Annotated in this window: 17 protein-coding genes; 9 read left to right on the top strand and 8 right to left on the bottom strand. The window is 72.1% G+C overall.

Translation table 11 applies throughout. The features are described 5' to 3' along the window. The first annotated feature begins 14 nt into the window (after positions 1-14). Positions 15-440 (top strand): SsgA family sporulation/cell division regulator, encoded by a 426-nt coding sequence (locus tag BFF78_RS39160; RefSeq protein ID WP_069782791.1) that lies wholly within the window; start codon positions 15-17, stop codon positions 438-440. Between the two features lie 6 nt (positions 441-446). Here BFF78_RS39160 and BFF78_RS39155 read toward each other — a convergent pair whose 3' ends face one another. Both BFF78_RS39155 and BFF78_RS39150 read right to left on the bottom strand, forming a co-directional pair. Continuing rightward, positions 447-992 carry a DUF6328 family protein gene (locus BFF78_RS39155; protein ID WP_069784095.1) on the bottom strand — a complete coding sequence of 182 codons (546 nt, stop codon included), beginning with the start codon at positions 990-992 and terminating at the stop codon, positions 447-449. 40 nt (positions 993-1,032) lie between these two features. After that, entirely contained in the window at positions 1,033-2,016 is a 984-nt protein-coding gene (locus BFF78_RS39150) for an aldo/keto reductase (RefSeq protein ID WP_069782790.1), read from the bottom strand. Positions 2,017-2,166: 150 nt separating this feature from the next. On the opposite strand from BFF78_RS39150, the gene BFF78_RS39145 reads away from it, so the two are divergent. Next, complete coding sequence (locus BFF78_RS39145; protein ID WP_069782789.1) at positions 2,167-3,885, top strand: cholesterol oxidase substrate-binding domain-containing protein; 1,719 nt, start codon at positions 2,167-2,169, stop codon at positions 3,883-3,885. A 1-nt stretch (position 3,886) separates the two neighbouring features. Here BFF78_RS39145 and BFF78_RS39140 read toward each other — a convergent pair whose 3' ends face one another. Beyond that, positions 3,887-4,774 carry an SDR family oxidoreductase gene (locus tag BFF78_RS39140; protein ID WP_069782788.1) on the bottom strand — a complete coding sequence of 296 codons (888 nt, stop codon included), beginning with the start codon at positions 4,772-4,774 and terminating at the stop codon, positions 3,887-3,889. Between the two features lie 138 nt (positions 4,775-4,912). Here BFF78_RS39140 and BFF78_RS39135 point away from each other — a divergent pair, with 138 nt between their 5' ends. Beyond that, positions 4,913-5,812 (top strand): LysR family transcriptional regulator, encoded by a 900-nt coding sequence (locus BFF78_RS39135; protein WP_069782787.1) that lies wholly within the window; start codon positions 4,913-4,915, stop codon positions 5,810-5,812. A 1-nt stretch (position 5,813) separates the two neighbouring features. Here BFF78_RS39135 and BFF78_RS39130 read toward each other — a convergent pair whose 3' ends face one another. The 3 genes from BFF78_RS39130 to BFF78_RS39120 form a co-directional block, all read right to left on the bottom strand. Continuing rightward, a complete protein-coding gene (locus BFF78_RS39130) occupies positions 5,814-6,404 on the bottom strand; it encodes a TetR/AcrR family transcriptional regulator (RefSeq protein WP_069782786.1) in 591 nt (196 codons plus the stop codon). Then, positions 6,401-7,885 carry an MFS transporter gene (locus BFF78_RS39125; RefSeq protein ID WP_069782785.1) on the bottom strand — a complete coding sequence of 495 codons (1,485 nt, stop codon included), beginning with the start codon at positions 7,883-7,885 and terminating at the stop codon, positions 6,401-6,403. Before BFF78_RS39125 ends, BFF78_RS39130 begins: the two co-directional genes overlap by 4 nt. Before the next feature lie 99 nt (positions 7,886-7,984). Next, entirely contained in the window at positions 7,985-8,806 is an 822-nt protein-coding gene (locus BFF78_RS39120) for a lipase family protein (RefSeq protein ID WP_193433617.1), read from the bottom strand. A 366-nt stretch (positions 8,807-9,172) separates the two neighbouring features. Here BFF78_RS39120 and melC1 point away from each other — a divergent pair, with 366 nt between their 5' ends. Together melC1 and melC2 are read left to right on the top strand one after the other, a co-directional pair. After that, positions 9,173-9,553 carry an apotyrosinase chaperone MelC1 gene (melC1, locus tag BFF78_RS39115; protein WP_069782784.1) on the top strand — a complete coding sequence of 127 codons (381 nt, stop codon included), beginning with the start codon at positions 9,173-9,175 and terminating at the stop codon, positions 9,551-9,553. Between the two features lie 36 nt (positions 9,554-9,589). Further along, positions 9,590-10,411, top strand: coding sequence for a tyrosinase MelC2 (melC2, locus tag BFF78_RS39110; RefSeq protein WP_069782783.1), 822 nt, complete (start codon positions 9,590-9,592; stop codon positions 10,409-10,411). 40 nt (positions 10,412-10,451) lie between these two features. Here melC2 and BFF78_RS39105 read toward each other — a convergent pair whose 3' ends face one another. Then, positions 10,452-11,147 carry a ribonuclease H family protein gene (locus tag BFF78_RS39105; protein ID WP_069782782.1) on the bottom strand — a complete coding sequence of 232 codons (696 nt, stop codon included), beginning with the start codon at positions 11,145-11,147 and terminating at the stop codon, positions 10,452-10,454. Between the two features lie 33 nt (positions 11,148-11,180). Beyond that, positions 11,181-11,975: a VOC family protein gene (locus tag BFF78_RS39100; protein ID WP_069782781.1), complete on the bottom strand. Its 795-nt coding sequence runs from the start codon at positions 11,973-11,975 to the stop codon at positions 11,181-11,183. 163 nt (positions 11,976-12,138) lie between these two features. On the opposite strand from BFF78_RS39100, the gene BFF78_RS39095 reads away from it, so the two are divergent. The 4 genes from BFF78_RS39095 to BFF78_RS39080 all read left to right on the top strand — a co-directional run bounded on the left by BFF78_RS39095 (position 12,139) and on the right by BFF78_RS39080 (position 16,833). Beyond that, entirely contained in the window at positions 12,139-13,146 is a 1,008-nt protein-coding gene (locus BFF78_RS39095; protein WP_193433696.1) for a zinc-binding alcohol dehydrogenase family protein, read from the top strand. Between the two features lie 252 nt (positions 13,147-13,398). Beyond that, on the top strand, positions 13,399-14,841 hold the full coding sequence (locus BFF78_RS39090; RefSeq protein ID WP_069782779.1) for a family 2B encapsulin nanocompartment shell protein: 1,443 nt from the start codon (positions 13,399-13,401) through the stop codon (positions 14,839-14,841). After that, positions 14,838-15,908, top strand: coding sequence for a family 2 encapsulin nanocompartment cargo protein terpene cyclase (locus BFF78_RS39085; RefSeq protein WP_069782778.1), 1,071 nt, complete (start codon positions 14,838-14,840; stop codon positions 15,906-15,908). The genes BFF78_RS39090 and BFF78_RS39085 overlap by 4 nt, the downstream gene beginning before the upstream one ends. A gap of 46 nt (positions 15,909-15,954) precedes the next feature. Further along, the gene (locus tag BFF78_RS39080) at positions 15,955-16,833 is read left to right on the top strand and encodes a geranyl diphosphate 2-C-methyltransferase (RefSeq protein ID WP_069782777.1); all 879 of its coding nucleotides are present in this window, start codon (positions 15,955-15,957) and stop codon (positions 16,831-16,833) included. Positions 16,834-16,841: the final 8 nt, after the last annotated feature.

Raw genomic sequence — 16,841 nt, 5'->3', positions numbered from 1 at the left:
CCGGAGGCCCTCGCGTGGACACGTTCGTGCACAAGACCCTGGTGGTACAGCTTCGCTCGGAAAGCACCGGCGGGTGTTCCGTGCTGGCCCATCTCCGTTACGACGCCGCCGACCCGTTCGCCGTCACCGCCGTCTTCGGCCACGACGGCCATGTGCTGGCGTGCTGGCGGCTGGACCGGGAGATGCTCTGGGACGGTCTGGCGCGGCCGGTCGGCGTCGGCGACGTACGGCTGCGCCCCATCGCGACCGACTCGTGGCACGAGCTGCACATGGAGTTCCTCGGCGAGGTCCGGCCGGACGGCAGCCGGCACCACGCGGAGGTGTGCGTCTGGTCGCCCGCGGTCGCCGCGTTCCTGCGGGAGACGCACCGGGTGGTCCCGCCGGGGCAGGAACGCGCCCCCGTCGACGAGCTGTTGGCCGAGATCCTCTCCGCGGGCTGAAGATCATCACCCGTCCGTACGTCCGCGCTCGGCCGGGGCCGCGGGCGGGCGCGTGTCCCCGTCCTCGGACCGGGACGTGTGCAGGTGGCGGGCCCACAGGGGCAGTCCGAGCCACCACAGCAGGTACCAGGCGACGACCGCCGTCACCAGCACCGGCACATAGGTACCGTGCGTGGCCACCCGGAGGATCAGCAGCAGAGCCGCCGTCATGGTGGCCAGCAGCAGGACCAGGCCCACCAGGGTCATCCGGGACGCCAGCCGCACCGCCTGCGGCTTGACCCTGCGGCCGGAGACCAGGCGGTGCAGGGAGACCGGTCCGACGAGAGCCCCGGTGGTGCAGGCGCCCAGGAGGACGGTCACGATGTAGATGACCCGGTCGGCGTGGGGCAGCGTGGAGTACTTCGGCTGGAAGACGACGGTCAGCAGGAAGCCGAACAGGATCTGTACGCCCGTCTGGGCGACGCGGACCTCCTGGATGAGCTCGACCCACATCCGGTCGGCCCGCTCCTCCTCGGTCTCGTCCCGGCCCCTGCGCCGTCCGTCCGCAGTCATGCGGTGCGTGTAACCGTCCGGCGGTCCGTTCAAACGATGCCTACCAGCGGTACTCGACCTGCTCCTCGATCCGCCGCTCGTACAGCTCACGGATCGCGGTGAACGTCTCCTCGGGCAGCGGCGGCAGCTTGGCGGCGGCCGCGTTCGCGCGGGCCTGCTCCGGGTTGCGGGCGCCGGGGATCACCGTGGTCACGCCGTCCTGCTCGATGATCCAGCGCAGCGCCAGCTGGGCCGGGGTGTACCCCTGCGGGGCGAGCGCGGCGAACTCGGCGGCGGCCTCGACTCCGGTCTCGTAGTCGACCCCGGAGAAGGTCTCGCCCTGGTCGAAGGCCTCGCCGTGCCGGTTGAAGGTGCGGTGGTCGTCGGCGGCGAACACGGTGTCCTTGGTGTACTTGCCGGACAGCAGGCCGGAGGCGAGCGGCACGCGCGCGATGATGCCGACGCCGGCCTCGCGGGCCGCGGGCAGCACCTCGCGCAGGGGCTTCATACGGAACGGGTTGAGGATGATCTGCACGCTCGCCACACGCGGCCGGGCGATCGCGGTCAGCGCCTGCGCACAGGTCTCCACGCTCACCCCGTACGCCGCGATGCGTTCCTCCTCGACCAGGGTGTCCAGGGCGTCGAACACCGCGTCGCTGGAGTAGACGGGCGTCGGCGGGCAGTGCAGCTGGACCAGGTCGATGCGGTCGACGCCGAGGTTGCGGCGCGAACGGTCGTTCCAGTCACGGAAGTTGTCCAGCACGTAGTTCTCGGGGACCTGCTCGACCCGGCGGCCCATCTTGGTCGCGATCAGCACATGCAGGTCGGGCCGGCCGCGCAGGAAGGAGGCGATGGTCTCCTCGCTGCGTCCGTCGCCGTACACATCGGCCGTGTCGAAGAAGGTGACCCCCGCCTCGGCCGCCGCTTCCAGGACGGACAGGGCCTGCTTGTCGTCCACGTCGCCCCAGTCGGCGCCCAGCTGCCATGTGCCGAGGCCGACCACCGATGCCCACTGACCCGACCTGCCGATTACGCGTTCGTCCATGGCGTCAGTCTGTCACCCGGCACCGGAGCATGCGGAACGAGCCGCTCCGCGGGTCGGGCCGGGTGTTTTCACCCACATGGGTGAGATGGGTCTACGGACCCCGGAGGGAGGCAAAGCGGCCCTTAGCGTGGCCCTGTGATCGATCGTTCGATGGACAACTTCCCTGACGCGCAGGGCGGTTCGAGTCCGCTCGGCCGACGCCGACTGCTGCGGGGCGCCGCCGCGCTGGCGGCCGTACCCGTGCTGCTCGCGGGCGACCCGGCGGTGGCCGCAGCCGAACTCCCGGGGTTTCCGGAGCGGGTGGCGCTCTACCGCTCGGCGTACCGCAACTGGGTGGGTGAGATCACCGCCGACGGCCTGTGGGCCTGCGCACCGGCCGATCCGGAGCAGGTGCTCGCCGTGGTCGGCTGGGCCCGGCGCAGCGGTTGGCGCATCCGGGCACGGGGCCGCTCCCACGGCTGGTCACCGCTCACGATCACCGAGGGGACGCGGTCGGACAGCCGTGTGCTGCTGGTCGACACCGCCCCGCATCTGACCGCGCTGCAGCTGGAGTCGGACTCCGCGGTCCGCGCCGGCACCGGGGTCACCCTTCAGGCCCTGCTCACCTTCCTGGAGGGGCACGGACTCGGCCTGACCGCGACGCCCGCGCCGGGCGACCTGACCCTGGGCGGCGCCCTGGCCGTCGACGCGCACGGCACGGCCGTACCGGCCGCCGGCGAACGCCCGTTGCCGGGAAGCACCTACGGCTCGCTCGGCAACCGGATCCTGGAGCTGACGGCGGTCGTGTGGGACACGGCCGCCGGGGCGTACGTGCTGCGGACGTTCCGCCGCGACGAGGCGGACTGTGCCGCGCTGCTCACGCATCTCGGCCGGACCTTGGTCACGGAGGTGGTCCTGCGGGTCGGTCCGGACGCCCCGCTGCGCTGTGTCAGCCGTACCGACGTCCCGGCCCGTGAACTGTTCGCCGCGCCCGGCTCCGGAGGACGCACGCTGGAGAGCTTCCTGCGTCGCTCGGGGCGCGTCGAGGCGATCTGGTTCGCCTTCACCGAGTTCCCGTGGCTGAAGGAGTGGAGCGTCGCGCCGGTGCGGCCGGCCGGCTCACGGCACGTCACCTCGCCGTACAACTATCCCTTCTCCGACAGCGTGCCGACGCCCGTGGCCGATCTGGTGGGGCGGCTGGTCGCGGACGCGGCCTGGTATCTGGCGCCGGAGCTGGGCGCCGCGCAGCTCACCGTGGCCTCCCTGGGGCTCGCGGCCACGGACTCCGCCGACCTGTGGGGGCCGTCGAAGAACACGCTGCTGTATCTCCGCCCGACCACCCTGCGGGTGACCGCGAACGGGTACGCGGTGCTCACCAGCCGGGCCGGAGTGCAGCGGGTGGTGCACGAGTTCACCCGGTACTACCGGCAGCGGCTGGAGGCGTACGCGGCACAGGGCCGTTTCCCGGTCAACGGCTCGGTGGAGATCCGGGTCACCGGTCTCGACGACCCGGCGGAGACCGGCGTGCCCGGCGCGCAGGCGCCGTCGCTGTCCGCGCTGCGGCCGAGCGCGGACCGCCCCGAGTGGGACACCGCGGTGTGGCTGGACGTGCTGACCCTGCCGGGCACGCCGTACGCCGAGGCGTTCCTGCGCGAGCTGGAGCGGTTCCTGCTGGACGCGTACGACGGCGGGTCCGGCCTCGCCCGCGTGGAGTGGTCCAAGGGCTGGGGGTACACGGCGGACGCCGCCTGGAGCGACGCCGAGGTGCTGGGCACGGCCGTGCCGGGCAGGTTCGGGCCCGGGGTGTGGCGGCAGGCGGTCGCGACGCTCGACCGTCTGGACCCGCACCGGGTGTTCGGCAACGCCTTCCTGGACCGGCTGCTGCGCTGACTCAGGCCTGGAAGTAGTGCCCCTCGTCGAGGTCCGCGAGGAGTCCCGGCTCGCGCGGCTCCCAACCGAGCAGCGTGCGGGTCAGCGCGCTCGACGTGGGGTTGTCGACCGCGGCCCAGCGGCCGAGGAAGCCGAAGTGTTCGCCGGCCTCCTCGGGAGCGATCCCGGTGACCGGGACGGCCAGGTGGCGGCCGATGACCTCGGCGATGGCACGGAACGGCACCCCTTCCTCGTCCGCGCCGTGCAGCCGGGTGCCCGCCGGGGCCTTCTCCAGGGCCAGCCGGAACAGGCGGGCCGCGTCGAGACGGTGCACGCCGGGCCAGCGGTTGGTGCCGTCACCGACGTACGCCGCCACGCCCTTCTCCCGGGCGATCGCGATCAGACGCGGCACATAGCCGTGGTCGCCGCGGCCGTGCACCGAGGGCGCGAGCCGGACCAGTGAGCTGCGCACACCGCGTTCGGCCAGGGCGACGGTCGCCTCCTCGGCGGGGGTCCGGTGGGTGCCCGGTGCGGGCCCGTCCTCCTCGGTGGCGAGACGGCCCGCCGGGGCGATCACCGTGCCCGAGGTGACCACGAAAGGCCGCTCCGAGCCCGCCAGGGCGGCGCCGATCGCCTCGATGGCCCTGAGCTGGACGGCTCCGGCGGTGTGGAGGTCAGGGGTGTTGTACACGGCGGCGAGGTGGATGACACCGTCGGCCCGGGCCGACGCGCGGGCCAGGCCCTCGGGGTCGTGCAGGCCGCCCCGGTGGACCTCGGCCCCGGCCGCCCGCAGGGCGTCCGCGCCGTCGTCCGAGCGGGCGAGGCCGACGACCTCGTGGCCCGCGCCGGTCAGTTCCGGAACGAGGGCGGAGCCGATGAACCCGGTGGCACCGGTGACGAAAACACGCATGGGGACGCACTCCTCGGATGCTGGGGGAAGTGCTGCCATCGTTCGTCCACGGAGCCGGCCGCGTCCAAGGCTTCTTACGCATCACGCAATGCACTTCGGGCATCACACCACGTCGGGCGGTGGGCCTACGCTGGCGGCATGGACGTCCCAGCAGCCGCCCCGGACCTCGACCTGAGGCTGGTGCGGTACTTCACCGTCGTCGCCGAGCACCGGCACTTCGGGCGCGCCGCCACCGCGCTGCACATCACCCAGCCGTCCCTGAGCCGCCAGGTGCGGCGGCTGGAGCAGGTGCTCGGCGCCCGGCTGCTCGACCGTACGCCGCAGGGCACCCGGCTCACCGAGGCGGGCGAGGCCTTCCTGCCGCGCGCGAAGGCCCTGCTGCGCACCGCGGCACAGGCGGCCGCGGTGGCCCGGGCCGCCGCCGAGCCCAGCCGGATCACCATCGGGTACACCACCGGTGTCTACGTCACCTCGGCCGTGCGCGCCCTGCGCCGCAGGTTTCCGGACGCCGAGGTGCGGACCACGCACCTGCGTGGGACTCAGGCGCGCCAGGCGCTGCTCGACCACCACGTGGACGCGCTCGTGGCCCGGCTGCCCTTCGCGACGGAGGGCCTGCGGGTCACGGTGCTGTACGACGAGCCGCGCGTCGTCGTGGTCCCCATCCACCACCGGCTGGCCGGCAAGGAGTCGGTCACCGTGGACGACATCGCCGACGAGCCGCTCCCACGGGTCGGGGACCGGCTCAGGGACGCGTTCTGGCGCATCGACCCGCGCCCCGACGGGTGCCCGGCTCCCGACGGCCCGTACGTCGGCGACTTCGAGGACAAGTTCGAACTCGTCGCCTCCGGCCAGGCGCTGGCGATCACCGCGGGCGTCGCGGGCATCCCCCTGCGCCCCGGCCTGACCGCGATCCCGCTGCACGGCGTCGCGCCGAGCCAGGTCGCCCTGGCGACCCGCGCCGGCGACAACGGCCGGCTGCTCACGGCCTTCCGCACGTCGGCGCAGGCACTGCTCACCGGCCCCCGGACCGGCGGGTGAATCAGCTCCCGGGGGTCAACTGGCCCTGTACGAGCGGCCCGTAGCGGTCGGCGATGGTGTCGACGTCGCTCTCGCGCAGGTGCGGGCCGCGTGCGATGCCGTACATCACGCCGAGGCCGACGAGCGCGGCGACGGCGAGTTCGGCGCGCAGGCCGGCGTCGGGGCCGGTGAGCCGGGCGGCGAGGCGTTCGGTCACCTGGGCGCGGAAGTTGGCGCGCAGGACGTCGCCGTGGTCGCCGTGCAGCGGGGCGAAGGCGATGCGCAGCAGCGGGTCGGCGCCGCGCTCGCGCTGGCTGGCCAGGACGTGCCGGGCCATGTGCCGGCCGAGGTCGGCGAGCGGTGCGTCCAGCAGGGCGTCGGCGTCGGTGTCGAAGGACATCACGCGGGCGAACAGGGCGTCCTTGTTGCCGAAGTACTTCACGATCAACGGCGGGCTGACACCGGCCCGTTCGGCGACCGCCTTGAGCGTGATGTCGGCGTGCGCGTGCCGGGCGAGGAGGTGGCGGGCCGCTTTGAGGATGGCCGCCTTGGTGGCCTCGGCGTCACGGCGCGCGGACATGCTCGGTGCGGGTGGAGTGCTCACGCCCCTCATGCTCCCTCCATCGCCTCGTCGCGGGCGCCCCGGATGGCGCCCGCGGCGCGGCGGGGGCCGTCCGCGGGGCCGTCGCCGGGGATGGACAGGGCGGCCGCGCAGGCCGCGAGGGCCACGGCGCCCGCCATCGCGAACGCCAGCTGGTAGCCGTGCAGGGTGGGGATGGGGATGCCGCCGGCCGGGCTGCTGTGGTGGACGAGGACGGCGGCGACGGCGGCGCTTGAGGTGGCCTGGCCGATCGTGCGCATGAGGACGTTGACGCCGTTGGCGGAGGCGGTCTGGCCGGCCGGGACGGCCCGCAGGATCAGGGTGGGCAGCGCCGAGTAGGCGAGCGTGGTGCCGGTCGCCACCACGGTGGCCCCGACGATGATCATCCACAGGTCGCGGCTGTCGGCGATACGGACCGCGTAGCCGCAGGCGATGACGGCGGCGCCCAGCGCGAGGGTGATCCGCGGGCCGCGGGCGGCCGAGATGCGGGCCGACAGCGGCGAGAACAGCAGCATGGTCACGCCGCCGGGCAGCAGACACACACCGGTGGCGACGATGGACAGGCCGAGGCCGTAGCCGGTGGCCTTCGGCGCCTGCACCAGCTGTGCGGTGACCAGCGAGTTGGCGTAGAAGGCGAACCCGGTGAGCATGGCGGCGACATGTGACAGGCCCACCCGCGGCCGGGAGACCAGCCGCAGGTCGACCAGCGGCCGTTCGGCGCGCAGTTGCTGCCACCACCACAGGGCGAGGACGACGACGGCCCCGAGGAACAGCCCGAGGACCCGGGCACTCCCCCAGCCCCAGGTCCCGCCCTGCGACACACCCAGCAACAGGCAGACCAGGCCGGCGGCGAGCCCGAGCGCGCCGAGCACGTCGAACCGGCCGGGCTCGCGCACCGGCGACTCCTTGACCGCCCACCAGGTCGCCGCGACACCCAGCGCGCCCAGGGCGCTGGTCAGCCAGAACATGGTGTGCCAGTCGGCGTACTGGACGACCAGCGCGGCGAGCGGCAGACCGAGGGCGGCGCCGATACCGACGGTGGAACTCATCAGCGCCACCGCCGAACCCCGGCGCTCCGGCGGGAGCTCGTCGCGCAGGATGCTGATCGACAGCGGTACGACGGAGGCGGCGGCGCCCTGGAGCGCGCGGGCGGCGATGAGCACGCCGATGTCGGAGGTCAGGGCGCACAGCACCGAGCCGAGGGTCATCAGGGCGAGTGCGGAGGTGAGCACCCGGCGCTTGCCGTACATGTCGCCGGCCCGGCCGAGCACCGGGGTGAGGACGGCGCCGGAGAGCAGGGTGGCGGTGACCGTCCAGGAGACGGTCGCGGCGGAGGCGCCGGTGAGCCGGGGCAGGTCCGGCAGCAGCGGGACGACGACGGTCTGCATGACCGCCATGAGGATGCCGCCGGAGGCCAGCACGGGAATCGTGAGCCGGTCCCGCAGCGGGGGTGCGCCGGTCGGTGGCCGGGGTATCGGGGCGGGCTGGTCCATCGGCGCTCCTGAGGACGGCACGGCGGTGCGGTGAATGACAATTCACCTTATCGAGTGAATGACCATTCACCAACGCTTTTCCGGGTGCCGCACGGGGGCTCAGCCGAGGCACTTCTCCAGGGCCGCCAGGTAGTTGTGCATGAAGTGGTCGCGGATGCCGTCGGAGGCCGGTGCGAAGGCATCGGCGGTCAGCCCCTTGGCCCGGTCGGTGAGGGCCGAGAACATCGGCATGCTCTCGTGCAGCGTGCCGCCGGAGTCGATGTAGCGCAGCGCGCGGACATGGGTGAAGACGGGCTCGGGCGGCAGCTGGGGGACGATGTCGTTGTTGTTGACGAAGCGGTACATGCGGCCGCCGAATCCCTTGTGGAAGGCCTCGGCGAGCAGCCGGTCGCAGGTGCGCGGCTGGCCGTAGGTGTAGACGCCGTCCGCGGCCAGGTGCGGGTCCTCCAGATACATCCGGGCGCCGGCCAGCATCGCCAGGGCGCCGCCCAGGCTGTGCCCGGTGAAGTACACGGCCTGGCCGTCGCTGCGCAGCTCGGCGAGGGTGTCGTGGACGGCCGGGTACACCGACTCCAGGGCCTCGGCGAATCCGTGGTGGACGTATCCGTTGCCGCCCGGTCCGGGCCTCGGCGGAGTGGTGGCGTCGGTGAGCCAGTCCTTGATCTGGGCGGGTTCGGTGCCGCGGAACGCGATGACGATCATCCGGTCGCCGGCCATGGTGTACGCCTGGGCGTCCTGCAGCGGGAAGGGCGGCGTGAAGCGGGTCTCGTGATGGCGCACCTGGCCGAAGCCCCACTGGGCGGCCTGCTCCTCGATGGCAGGGCGGTCCTTGTAGGCGAGGTCGGCCGCGCGAGCCAGCCAGTAGGCGCGTTGCAGGCTGTAGCCGGACGGGGTCTGGTCGAACGAGGCGGGCACGGCCATGGACGGGTCTCCTCGGGTGGGGGGCGAAGGGAAACCGGGCTAGTCACCCAAAGTAGTCGAACGCAACCGCAGAGTAGCAGGGCGGGCGGGCCGTCCGATCGCGTCAGTTTGGCGTGGTGAGCCGGGCCACTCGGACGGACGGCGGACGAGAAGGATCGCCGGAATGACGGCCGGCGCGGCAAGGAATTCCCGGTTCCGGAACGGATCGGCCCCCGATCACAGCAAGATCACCCCTGGTTCAACGCTGTACGACTTATGGGCAATTGTCCGAATCAAAGCCAACGGCTTCCGGGGGATTTCTCCCCGTCCCGGCACCCCCGATAGGCATGCGTCGTCACCACCGGAACACCTTCCAGGAGGACCCGCATGCCCGACATCACCCGGCGCCGCGCGCTCACCGCGACGGCGGCCCTCGCCGCGACGGCCACCGTCACCGCCCTCGCGGCACCCGCGGCCTCGGCCGCCGGCCACGACCGCTCCATGCCGATGCCGGGCACCTTCGACGAGGTCTACCACGGCCGCCGGATACAGGGCCGTCCGATGGGCGCGGGCGGCCACCACCACGAACACGGCGGCGGCTACGAGGTGTTGGTCGACGGCGTGCAGCTGCACGTGATGCGCAACGCCGACGGCAGCTGGATCAGCGTCGTCAGCCACTACGACCCGGTGCCCACCCCGCGCGCCGCCGCCCGGGCGGCCGTGGACGAGCTGCAGGGCGCCCCGTTACTGCCCTTCCCCGCCAACTGACCGCCCCCGCAAGGACTTTTCGGAGCATCGCGCATCATGACCGTACGCAAGAACCAGGCCACGCTGACCGCCGACGAGAAGAAGCGTTTCGTCGACGCCGTCCTCGCACTCAAGCGCAGCGGACGCTACGACGAGTTCGTCCGCACGCACAACGCCTTCATCATGGCGGACACCGACACCGGCGAGCGGACCGGCCACCGCTCCCCCTCCTTCCTGCCCTGGCACCGCAGATTCCTGCTCGACTTCGAACAGGCGCTGCAGTCGGTGGACTCCTCGGTCGCGCTGCCGTACTGGGACTGGAGCACCGACCGCACGGTGCGTGCCGCGCTGTGGGCGCCGGACTTCCTCGGCGGCACGGGGCGCAGCACGGACGGCCGGGTGCTGGACGGCCCGTTCGCCGCCTCGGCCGGCAACTGGCCGATGACCATACGGGTGGACGGCCGTCCGTTCCTGCGTCGCTCGCTGGGCACGGCCGTGCGCGAGCTGCCGACGCGCGCGGAGGTGGAGTCGGTGCTGTCCATATCGACGTACGACATGGCGCCGTACAACAGCGCCTCGGACGGCTTCCGCAACAACCTGGAGGGGTGGCGCGGGGTCAATCTGCACAACCGGGTCCATGTCTGGGTCGGCGGCCACATGGCCACCGGGGTCTCCCCCAACGACCCGGTGTTCTGGCTGCACCACGCCTTCGTCGACAAACTGTGGGCCGAGTGGCAGCGGCGGCACCCGGACGCGGCGTATGTGCCGGCCGGCGGCACGCCGGACGTCGTCGACCTGAACGACACGATGAAACCGTGGAACGACGTGCGTCCGGCGGATCTGCTGGACCACACGAAGTACTACACCTTCGACAGCTGAACACAGCTGAACACAGCTGATGACAGCTGAAGACGGCTGATCAGGCCTCGGCGGTACGGCACTCCGGGTGGCCCCAGCCCTGCGCGTTCTTGGCGATGGACTCGCCGGCCGCGTAGGAACGGCCGCACAGGCAGCGGCCGGCGAACTTCGCCTTGATGGTGCGGGACGACGACGCTCCGCCGCCGGTGCGGCGGGGCGCCTTCCTGCGCGGGGCGGCCGCCTTCGGGGTGTCGGGCGAGGGCGGCGGCTCGGGGGAGCCGAGCGCGCTGCCCGCCGCCTCCTGGACCGAGGCGGCCTGGCTGGCGGCGCGGTCGGCGAAGTCGTTCAGCGGGTCGCCGTCGACCTGGTGCGCCGGGACGTAGCGGAACTCGACCTTCCGGCCGTCGAGGAGCGCGTCGATGCGGACCACGAGCTCCTGGTTGGCGACGGGCTTGCCGGCCGCGGTCTTCCAGCCGTTGCGCTTCCAGCCGGGCAGCCAGGTGGTCACGGCCTTCATCGCGTACTGGGAGTCCATCCGGATCTCCAGCGGCACGTCCGGGTCGACGGCCGTGAGCAGCCGCTCCAGGGCGGTGAGTTCGGCGACGTTGTTGGTGGCCCGGCCCAGCGGGCCCGCCTCCCAGCGGGCGGCGGTCCGCTCGTCGTCGGAGACCACCCATGCCCATCCGGCCGGTCCGGGGTTTCCCTTCGAAGCCCCGTCGCACGCGGCCACCACACGTTCACGCATGTGCACGATCATGCCACGAGCGGGCCGGACCCCGTAGCGGGTGGGTCAGACGTCCTGGACCTTGGGCATCTCGCCCTCGGTGGTCGTGATGTCGATCACCGAGAAGTTCGCGCCCTGCGGGTCGCTCAGGGCCGCGAACCGGCCGAAGGGGCTGCTCATCGGCCCGAAGCGGAGGACACCGCCCAGCTTGGTGGCCCGGGCCACGGCCGCGTCGCAGTCGTCCACGGTGAAATAGACATTGATGTACGAGGGCACCTCGGGCGGGAAGTCGTCGGTCATCCGCATCCGGCCGAGGACGGTGTTCTCGCCGATGTCGAACATCCGGAAGTCCACCGCGTCGTCCAGGATGTCCTTCATCCGGTACGGGAAGACGGCGGAGAGGAAGGTGTCGGCCTTCTCGGGCTCACGGGTGAAGACCTCGGCCCAGCAGTAGGCGCCCGGGGTCGCGGTCGCCTCGAAGCCCTCGTGGGTACCGGCCTGCCACACCCCGAAGACGGCCCCGCTGGGCTCGCGGGCCAGGCACATCGTGCCGAAGTCACCTACCTGCATCGGCTCCATCAGCACCTCGCCGCCGTTCTCCCGGATCTTCCCGGCGGTGGCGGCGGCGTCCGGCGAGGCGAAGTACAGGCACCACTGCGACTGGCCCTCCTGGCCCGGCATGGGCGGGACGACGGCGGCCACCGCCTTGCCGTCCGCGTAGGCCTGCGTGTAGTTGCCGTACTCCGACGACGACTCGCCGAAGGTCCAGCCGAGGACGTCGCTGTAGAAGCGCTTGGCTCCCTCGACGTCGCTGAACATCGCATCGGCCCAACAGGGCGTTCCCTCGGGTTGCACGGCCATGCTCGCGGCCCTCCTGGTCTGTGGTCCCGTACGGATGGTCCCCCGCCTCGAAGCGCTGTGTCCCCGAAGCTCACGCTAGCCATCCCGCCCTCGGCCCGCGCGCCGAACGGGGAAGCCGCCGGACACTGAGGGTGGAGGCGACGGTGCGATGACGACGGACACGATGCGGGCGTGGTCGGTGGTACGGCCGGGGCCGGTCGACGGGCGGCCCCTGGAGCTGGTGGAGCGGCCGGTGCCGGTGCCCGGGGCGGACGAGCTGCTGGTGCGGGTGCGGGCCTGCGGGGTGTGCCGGACCGACCTGCATGTCGCCGAGGGTGATCTGCCGGTGCACCGGGCCGGGGTGACCCCCGGCCACGAGGTCGTCGGCGAGGTCGTGGGGGCCGGGGCCGCGGTGCGGGACTTCGCGGCGGGCGACCGGGTGGGCGTGGCCTGGCTGCGGCGCACCGACGGGGTGTGCGCGTACTGCGCGCGGGGCGCCGAGAACCTGTGCCCGCACTCGGAGTACACCGGCTGGGACGCCGACGGCGGATACGCGCAGTACACGACCGTGCCCGCCGGGTTCGCCTACCGGCTGCCTCAGGCCCTGGACGACGTGGCGGCGGCGCCGCTGCTGTGCGCGGGGATCATCGGCCATCGCGCGCTGCGCCGGACCGCGCTGCCCGCGGGCGGCCGGCTCGGGCTGTACGGCTTCGGCGGCAGCGCCCACCTGTGCGCGCAGGTGGCGCTCGCCGAGGGCGCCCGGGTGCATGTGGTCACCCGGAGTGCGGCGGCCCGGCGGCTGGCCCTGGAGCTGGGCGCGGCCTCGGCGCACGACGTCGGCGAGCCGCCGCCGGAGCCGCTGGACGCGGCGATCCTGTTCGCCCCGGCCGGCGGGCTGGTCCCGGTGGCGCTGCGCGCCCTCGACCGGGGCGGGGTGCTGGCCCTCGCCGGCATCCATCTGACCGACGTACCGCCGCTGCACTACGAGACCGAGCTCTTCTACGAGAAGGAGCTGCGCAGCGTCACCTCCAACACCCGTGCGGACGGCCGGGAGTTCCTCGCCCTCGCCGCCCGGCACGGTGTCCGCGCGACCACGCACCCCTATCCGCTGTCGCGGGCCCCACAGGCGCTCGGCGATCTCAAGGCCGGCCGGTTCGACGGGGCGGCCGTGCTGGTCGACGACCTGTCCTGAGCCCCCGGGGGCGCACCACACCGGCGCACGGGACGGCCGGCCGGGGGCGCAGTGCACCGGCGTACGGGCACGCGGTTTGTCGGACGTGCCCCGATCAATAGGTTTACGACACCCAGTGGACTGTTCCGCCCCCTTCGCGCTGTATCGGGCACCTCACAAGGACTGTTTGGCTTGGCCACGGTGCAGGGCCACCACGCTCACCAGCCATCGATCCGGCCACCTCTGTTCGCAAGCAACTCCGCTGGAGGGAATGTGACCACACCGGACAGCGCCACCGGTCCCGCCGTCGACGAACCAGCCCCCGAGCCCGAGACCGACGGGCAGCTCACCAGCCTCAGCACCCGGGCGGCCCGCCAGCTCACCACCACCACCAAGTCCGAACCGCAGATGCAGGCCATCACCTCGCGATGGCTGCTGAAGACACTGCCCTGGGTGGACGTCAAGGGCGGCGCCTACCGGGTCAACCGGCGCCTGACGCTGCGCACGGGGCGCGGCCGGGTGCACTTCGAGCAGAACGGCGCCGACGACATCCGGGTCATCCCTCAGACGCTGACCGAGCTGCCGATCCTGCGCGGCTACCCCGACACCGACGTGCTCCGGGAGATCTCCACCCGTTTCCAGCCCCGGGAGGTGCGCGCGGGGCAGGTGCTGTTCGAGGCGGGCCAGCCGGTGACGGAGGCCTATCTGGTCGTCCACGGCCGGTTCACCCGCTACACCGCCGGCAAGTACGGGGAGGAGGAGATCACCGGGGTCGTCACCGACGGCGACCAGATGGGCGACGAGGCGGTCGGCCAGTCCGATCCGCTGTGGCTGGCCTCGGTGCGGGCCGAGACCGCGGGCGTGGTGCTGGCGCTGCCGTGGGCCGTCGTGCAGGAGTTCACCGAGCGGGTGCCCTCCCTCGCCGCGCATCTCCAGGCCTATGTCGAGCGGCAGAACCGGCCCATGAACCGCAAGGGCGAGGCCGAGGTGCCGGTGCAGGCCGGCCATGTCGGCGAGCCCACGCTGCCCGGCGGCTTCGTGGACTACGAACTCACCCCGCGCGAATACGAGTTGTCCCTCACCCAGACCGTGCTGCGGGTGCACACCCGGGTCGCCGATCTCTACAACCACCCGATGGACCAGACCCAGCAGCAGCTCAGGCTCACGGTCGAGGAGATCCGCGAGCGCCAGGAGTGGGAGCTCGTCAACAACCGGGAGTTCGGGCTGCTGCACAATGTCGACTACGGGCAGCGGATCAGCACCTTCACCGGTCCGCCGGTGCCGGACGACATGGACGAGCTGCTGTCGATGCGGCGCAAGACCAAGGTGTTCCTCGCGCATCCCAAGGCGATCGCGGCGTTCTTCCGGCAGTGCAACCGGCGCGGTCTGGTGCCCGGCACCGCGAGCGTCGACGGCCATGAGGTACCGGCGTGGCGCGGGGTGCCGATCTTCCCGTGCAGCAAGATCCCGATCAGCGACGACCACACCACGAGCATCATCGCGCTGCGCACCGGCGAGGCCGACCAGGGCGTCATCGGCCTGCACCAGACGGGCATCCCGGAGGAGTTCCAGCCGGGGCTGAACGTCCGGTTCATGGGCATCGACGCCGCCGCGATCATCAGCTACCTCGTCACCGCCTACTACTCGATGGCGATCCTCGTGCCCGACGCGGCCGGGATCCTGGAGAACGTACAGATCGGCCGGTTCCCCGAATGACATCCGAGCACCCCACCACCACCGCCGGCCCCTCCTACACGCTGCCCGGGCCGCCCAATGTCGCCCAGAGCCTGCGCAGACGCCGACGCACCGGGGCGATCCCCGGACTGCACCACCAGCAGGCCGCGCCCGCCGACCCGGTGAAGGCCGCCGAGGTGGACCGCCGGCTGGAGACCTGGGCGCAAGGGCTCGATCTCTTCCCGGCGGCCTGGAAGGGGGACTTCTCCGGCTTCCAGTTCGGCCGGGCCGTCGTACTGCAGCATCCGGGCGCGCTCGATCTGGACCGTCTGACGGCCGCCGGGAAGCTGCTGCTGGCCGAGAACATCGTCGACTCCTGCTACTGCGAGGAGGACGAGGGCCGGGGCGGATCACGACGCGGTCTGGGCGGCCCGCTGATCATCGCCCAGTCGGCCCTCGACCCCTACCACGGCGTCCCGGAACTGGAGGAGGAGTGGCGGCAGGGCATCCAGGCCGACGGTCCGCTGCGCTCCTACCACTTCGCCATCGCGGACTTCGCGAGCTTCGCCACGCCCAGCCAGACCGACCGGTTCGTCCACGACATCGCCCGGCTGCACCTGGGCTACCTGGGCGAGGCCGCCTGGATGGAGACGGCGTACGTGCCCCGGGTCTGGGAGTACCTGGTGATGCGGCAGTTCAACAACTTCCGGCCCTGTCTGTCCATCGTCGACGCCGTGGACGGCTACGAACTGCCCGAGCAGGTCTACGCCCGGCCCGAGATCCAGCGGATCACCGCCCTCGCCTGCAACGCCACCACGATCGTGAACGACCTGTACTCCTTCACCAAGGAGCTGGCCAGCGACCCCTCGCATCTGAACCTGCCGCAGGTCGTCGCCGCCAACGAGCGGTGCGGGCTGAAGGCCGCCTACCTGAGGTCCGTCGAGATCCACAACCGGATCATGGCGGCCTTCGAGGAGGAGTCGGCGCTGCTGTCCGCCACCTCGCCCCTCGTGGAGCGCTACGCCCAGGGGCTCGCCGCCTGGGTGTCCGGCAACCACGAGTGGCACGCCACCAACACCCACCGCTACCACCTGCCCGACTACTGGTGACCGCCCTCTATCGAAACACCGTCACATGCGCCACAAGGAGCCATCGTTGACCACTGCCCCCGTTGCCCGGACCACGCCCGTTCCGGTCCCGGCCCAGTCCACCTATCAGAGCCGGGTCGCGGACTACTGGAACGCCGAGGAGAATCCGGTCAACCTCGAACTCGGCAAGATCGACGACCTGTACCACCACCACTACGGCCTCGGAGAGGCCGACCGGGCGGTGCTCGACGAGCCCGATCCGGACCGGCGACGGGCACGCGTCACCGCCGAACTGCACCGCCTGGAACACGCCCAGGCCGAACTGCTCGCCTCGTATCTCGGGCCGCTGACGCCCGCCGACCGCGTCTTCGACGCCGGCTGCGGCCGCGGCGGCGGCAGTGTCGTGGCACATCTGCGCTACGGCTGCCAGGCCGACGGCGTGACGATCTCCGCCAAACAGGCCGAGTTCGCCGGCGAACAGGCCCGCGCCCGGGGCATCGCCGACCAGGTGCGCTACCACCACCGCAACATGCTGGACACCGGTTTCGAGACCGGGGCGTACGCGGCGTCGTGGAACAACGAGTCCACCATGTACGTCGAGCTGGACCTGCTGTTCGCCGAGCACGCCCGGCTGCTGCGCCGCGGCGGACGCTATGTGGTGATCACCGGCTGCTACAACGACACCTACGGGCAGGCCTCGCGCGAGGTGTCGCTGATCAACGCCCACTACATCTGCGACATCCACCCGCGCTCGGAGTACTTCAAGGCGATGGCCCGCAACCGCCTGGTGCCGGTACATGTCCAGGATCTCACCGAGGCGGCGATCCCCTACTGGGAACTGCGCCGGCAGGCCGACCACCTGGTCACGGGCATCGAGGACACGTTCCTGGACGCCTATCGCAACGGCAGCTTCCAGTACCTGCTGATCGCCGCCGACCGGGTCTGATCCCGGTC

Origin of the sequence: Streptomyces fodineus, assembly GCF_001735805.1 — a bacterium.
GTDB lineage: Bacteria > Actinomycetota > Actinomycetes > Streptomycetales > Streptomycetaceae > Streptomyces > Streptomyces fodineus.
Note: the sequence above shows the minus strand (reverse complement) of the source record. Positions and strands in the feature narration are given on the sequence as shown.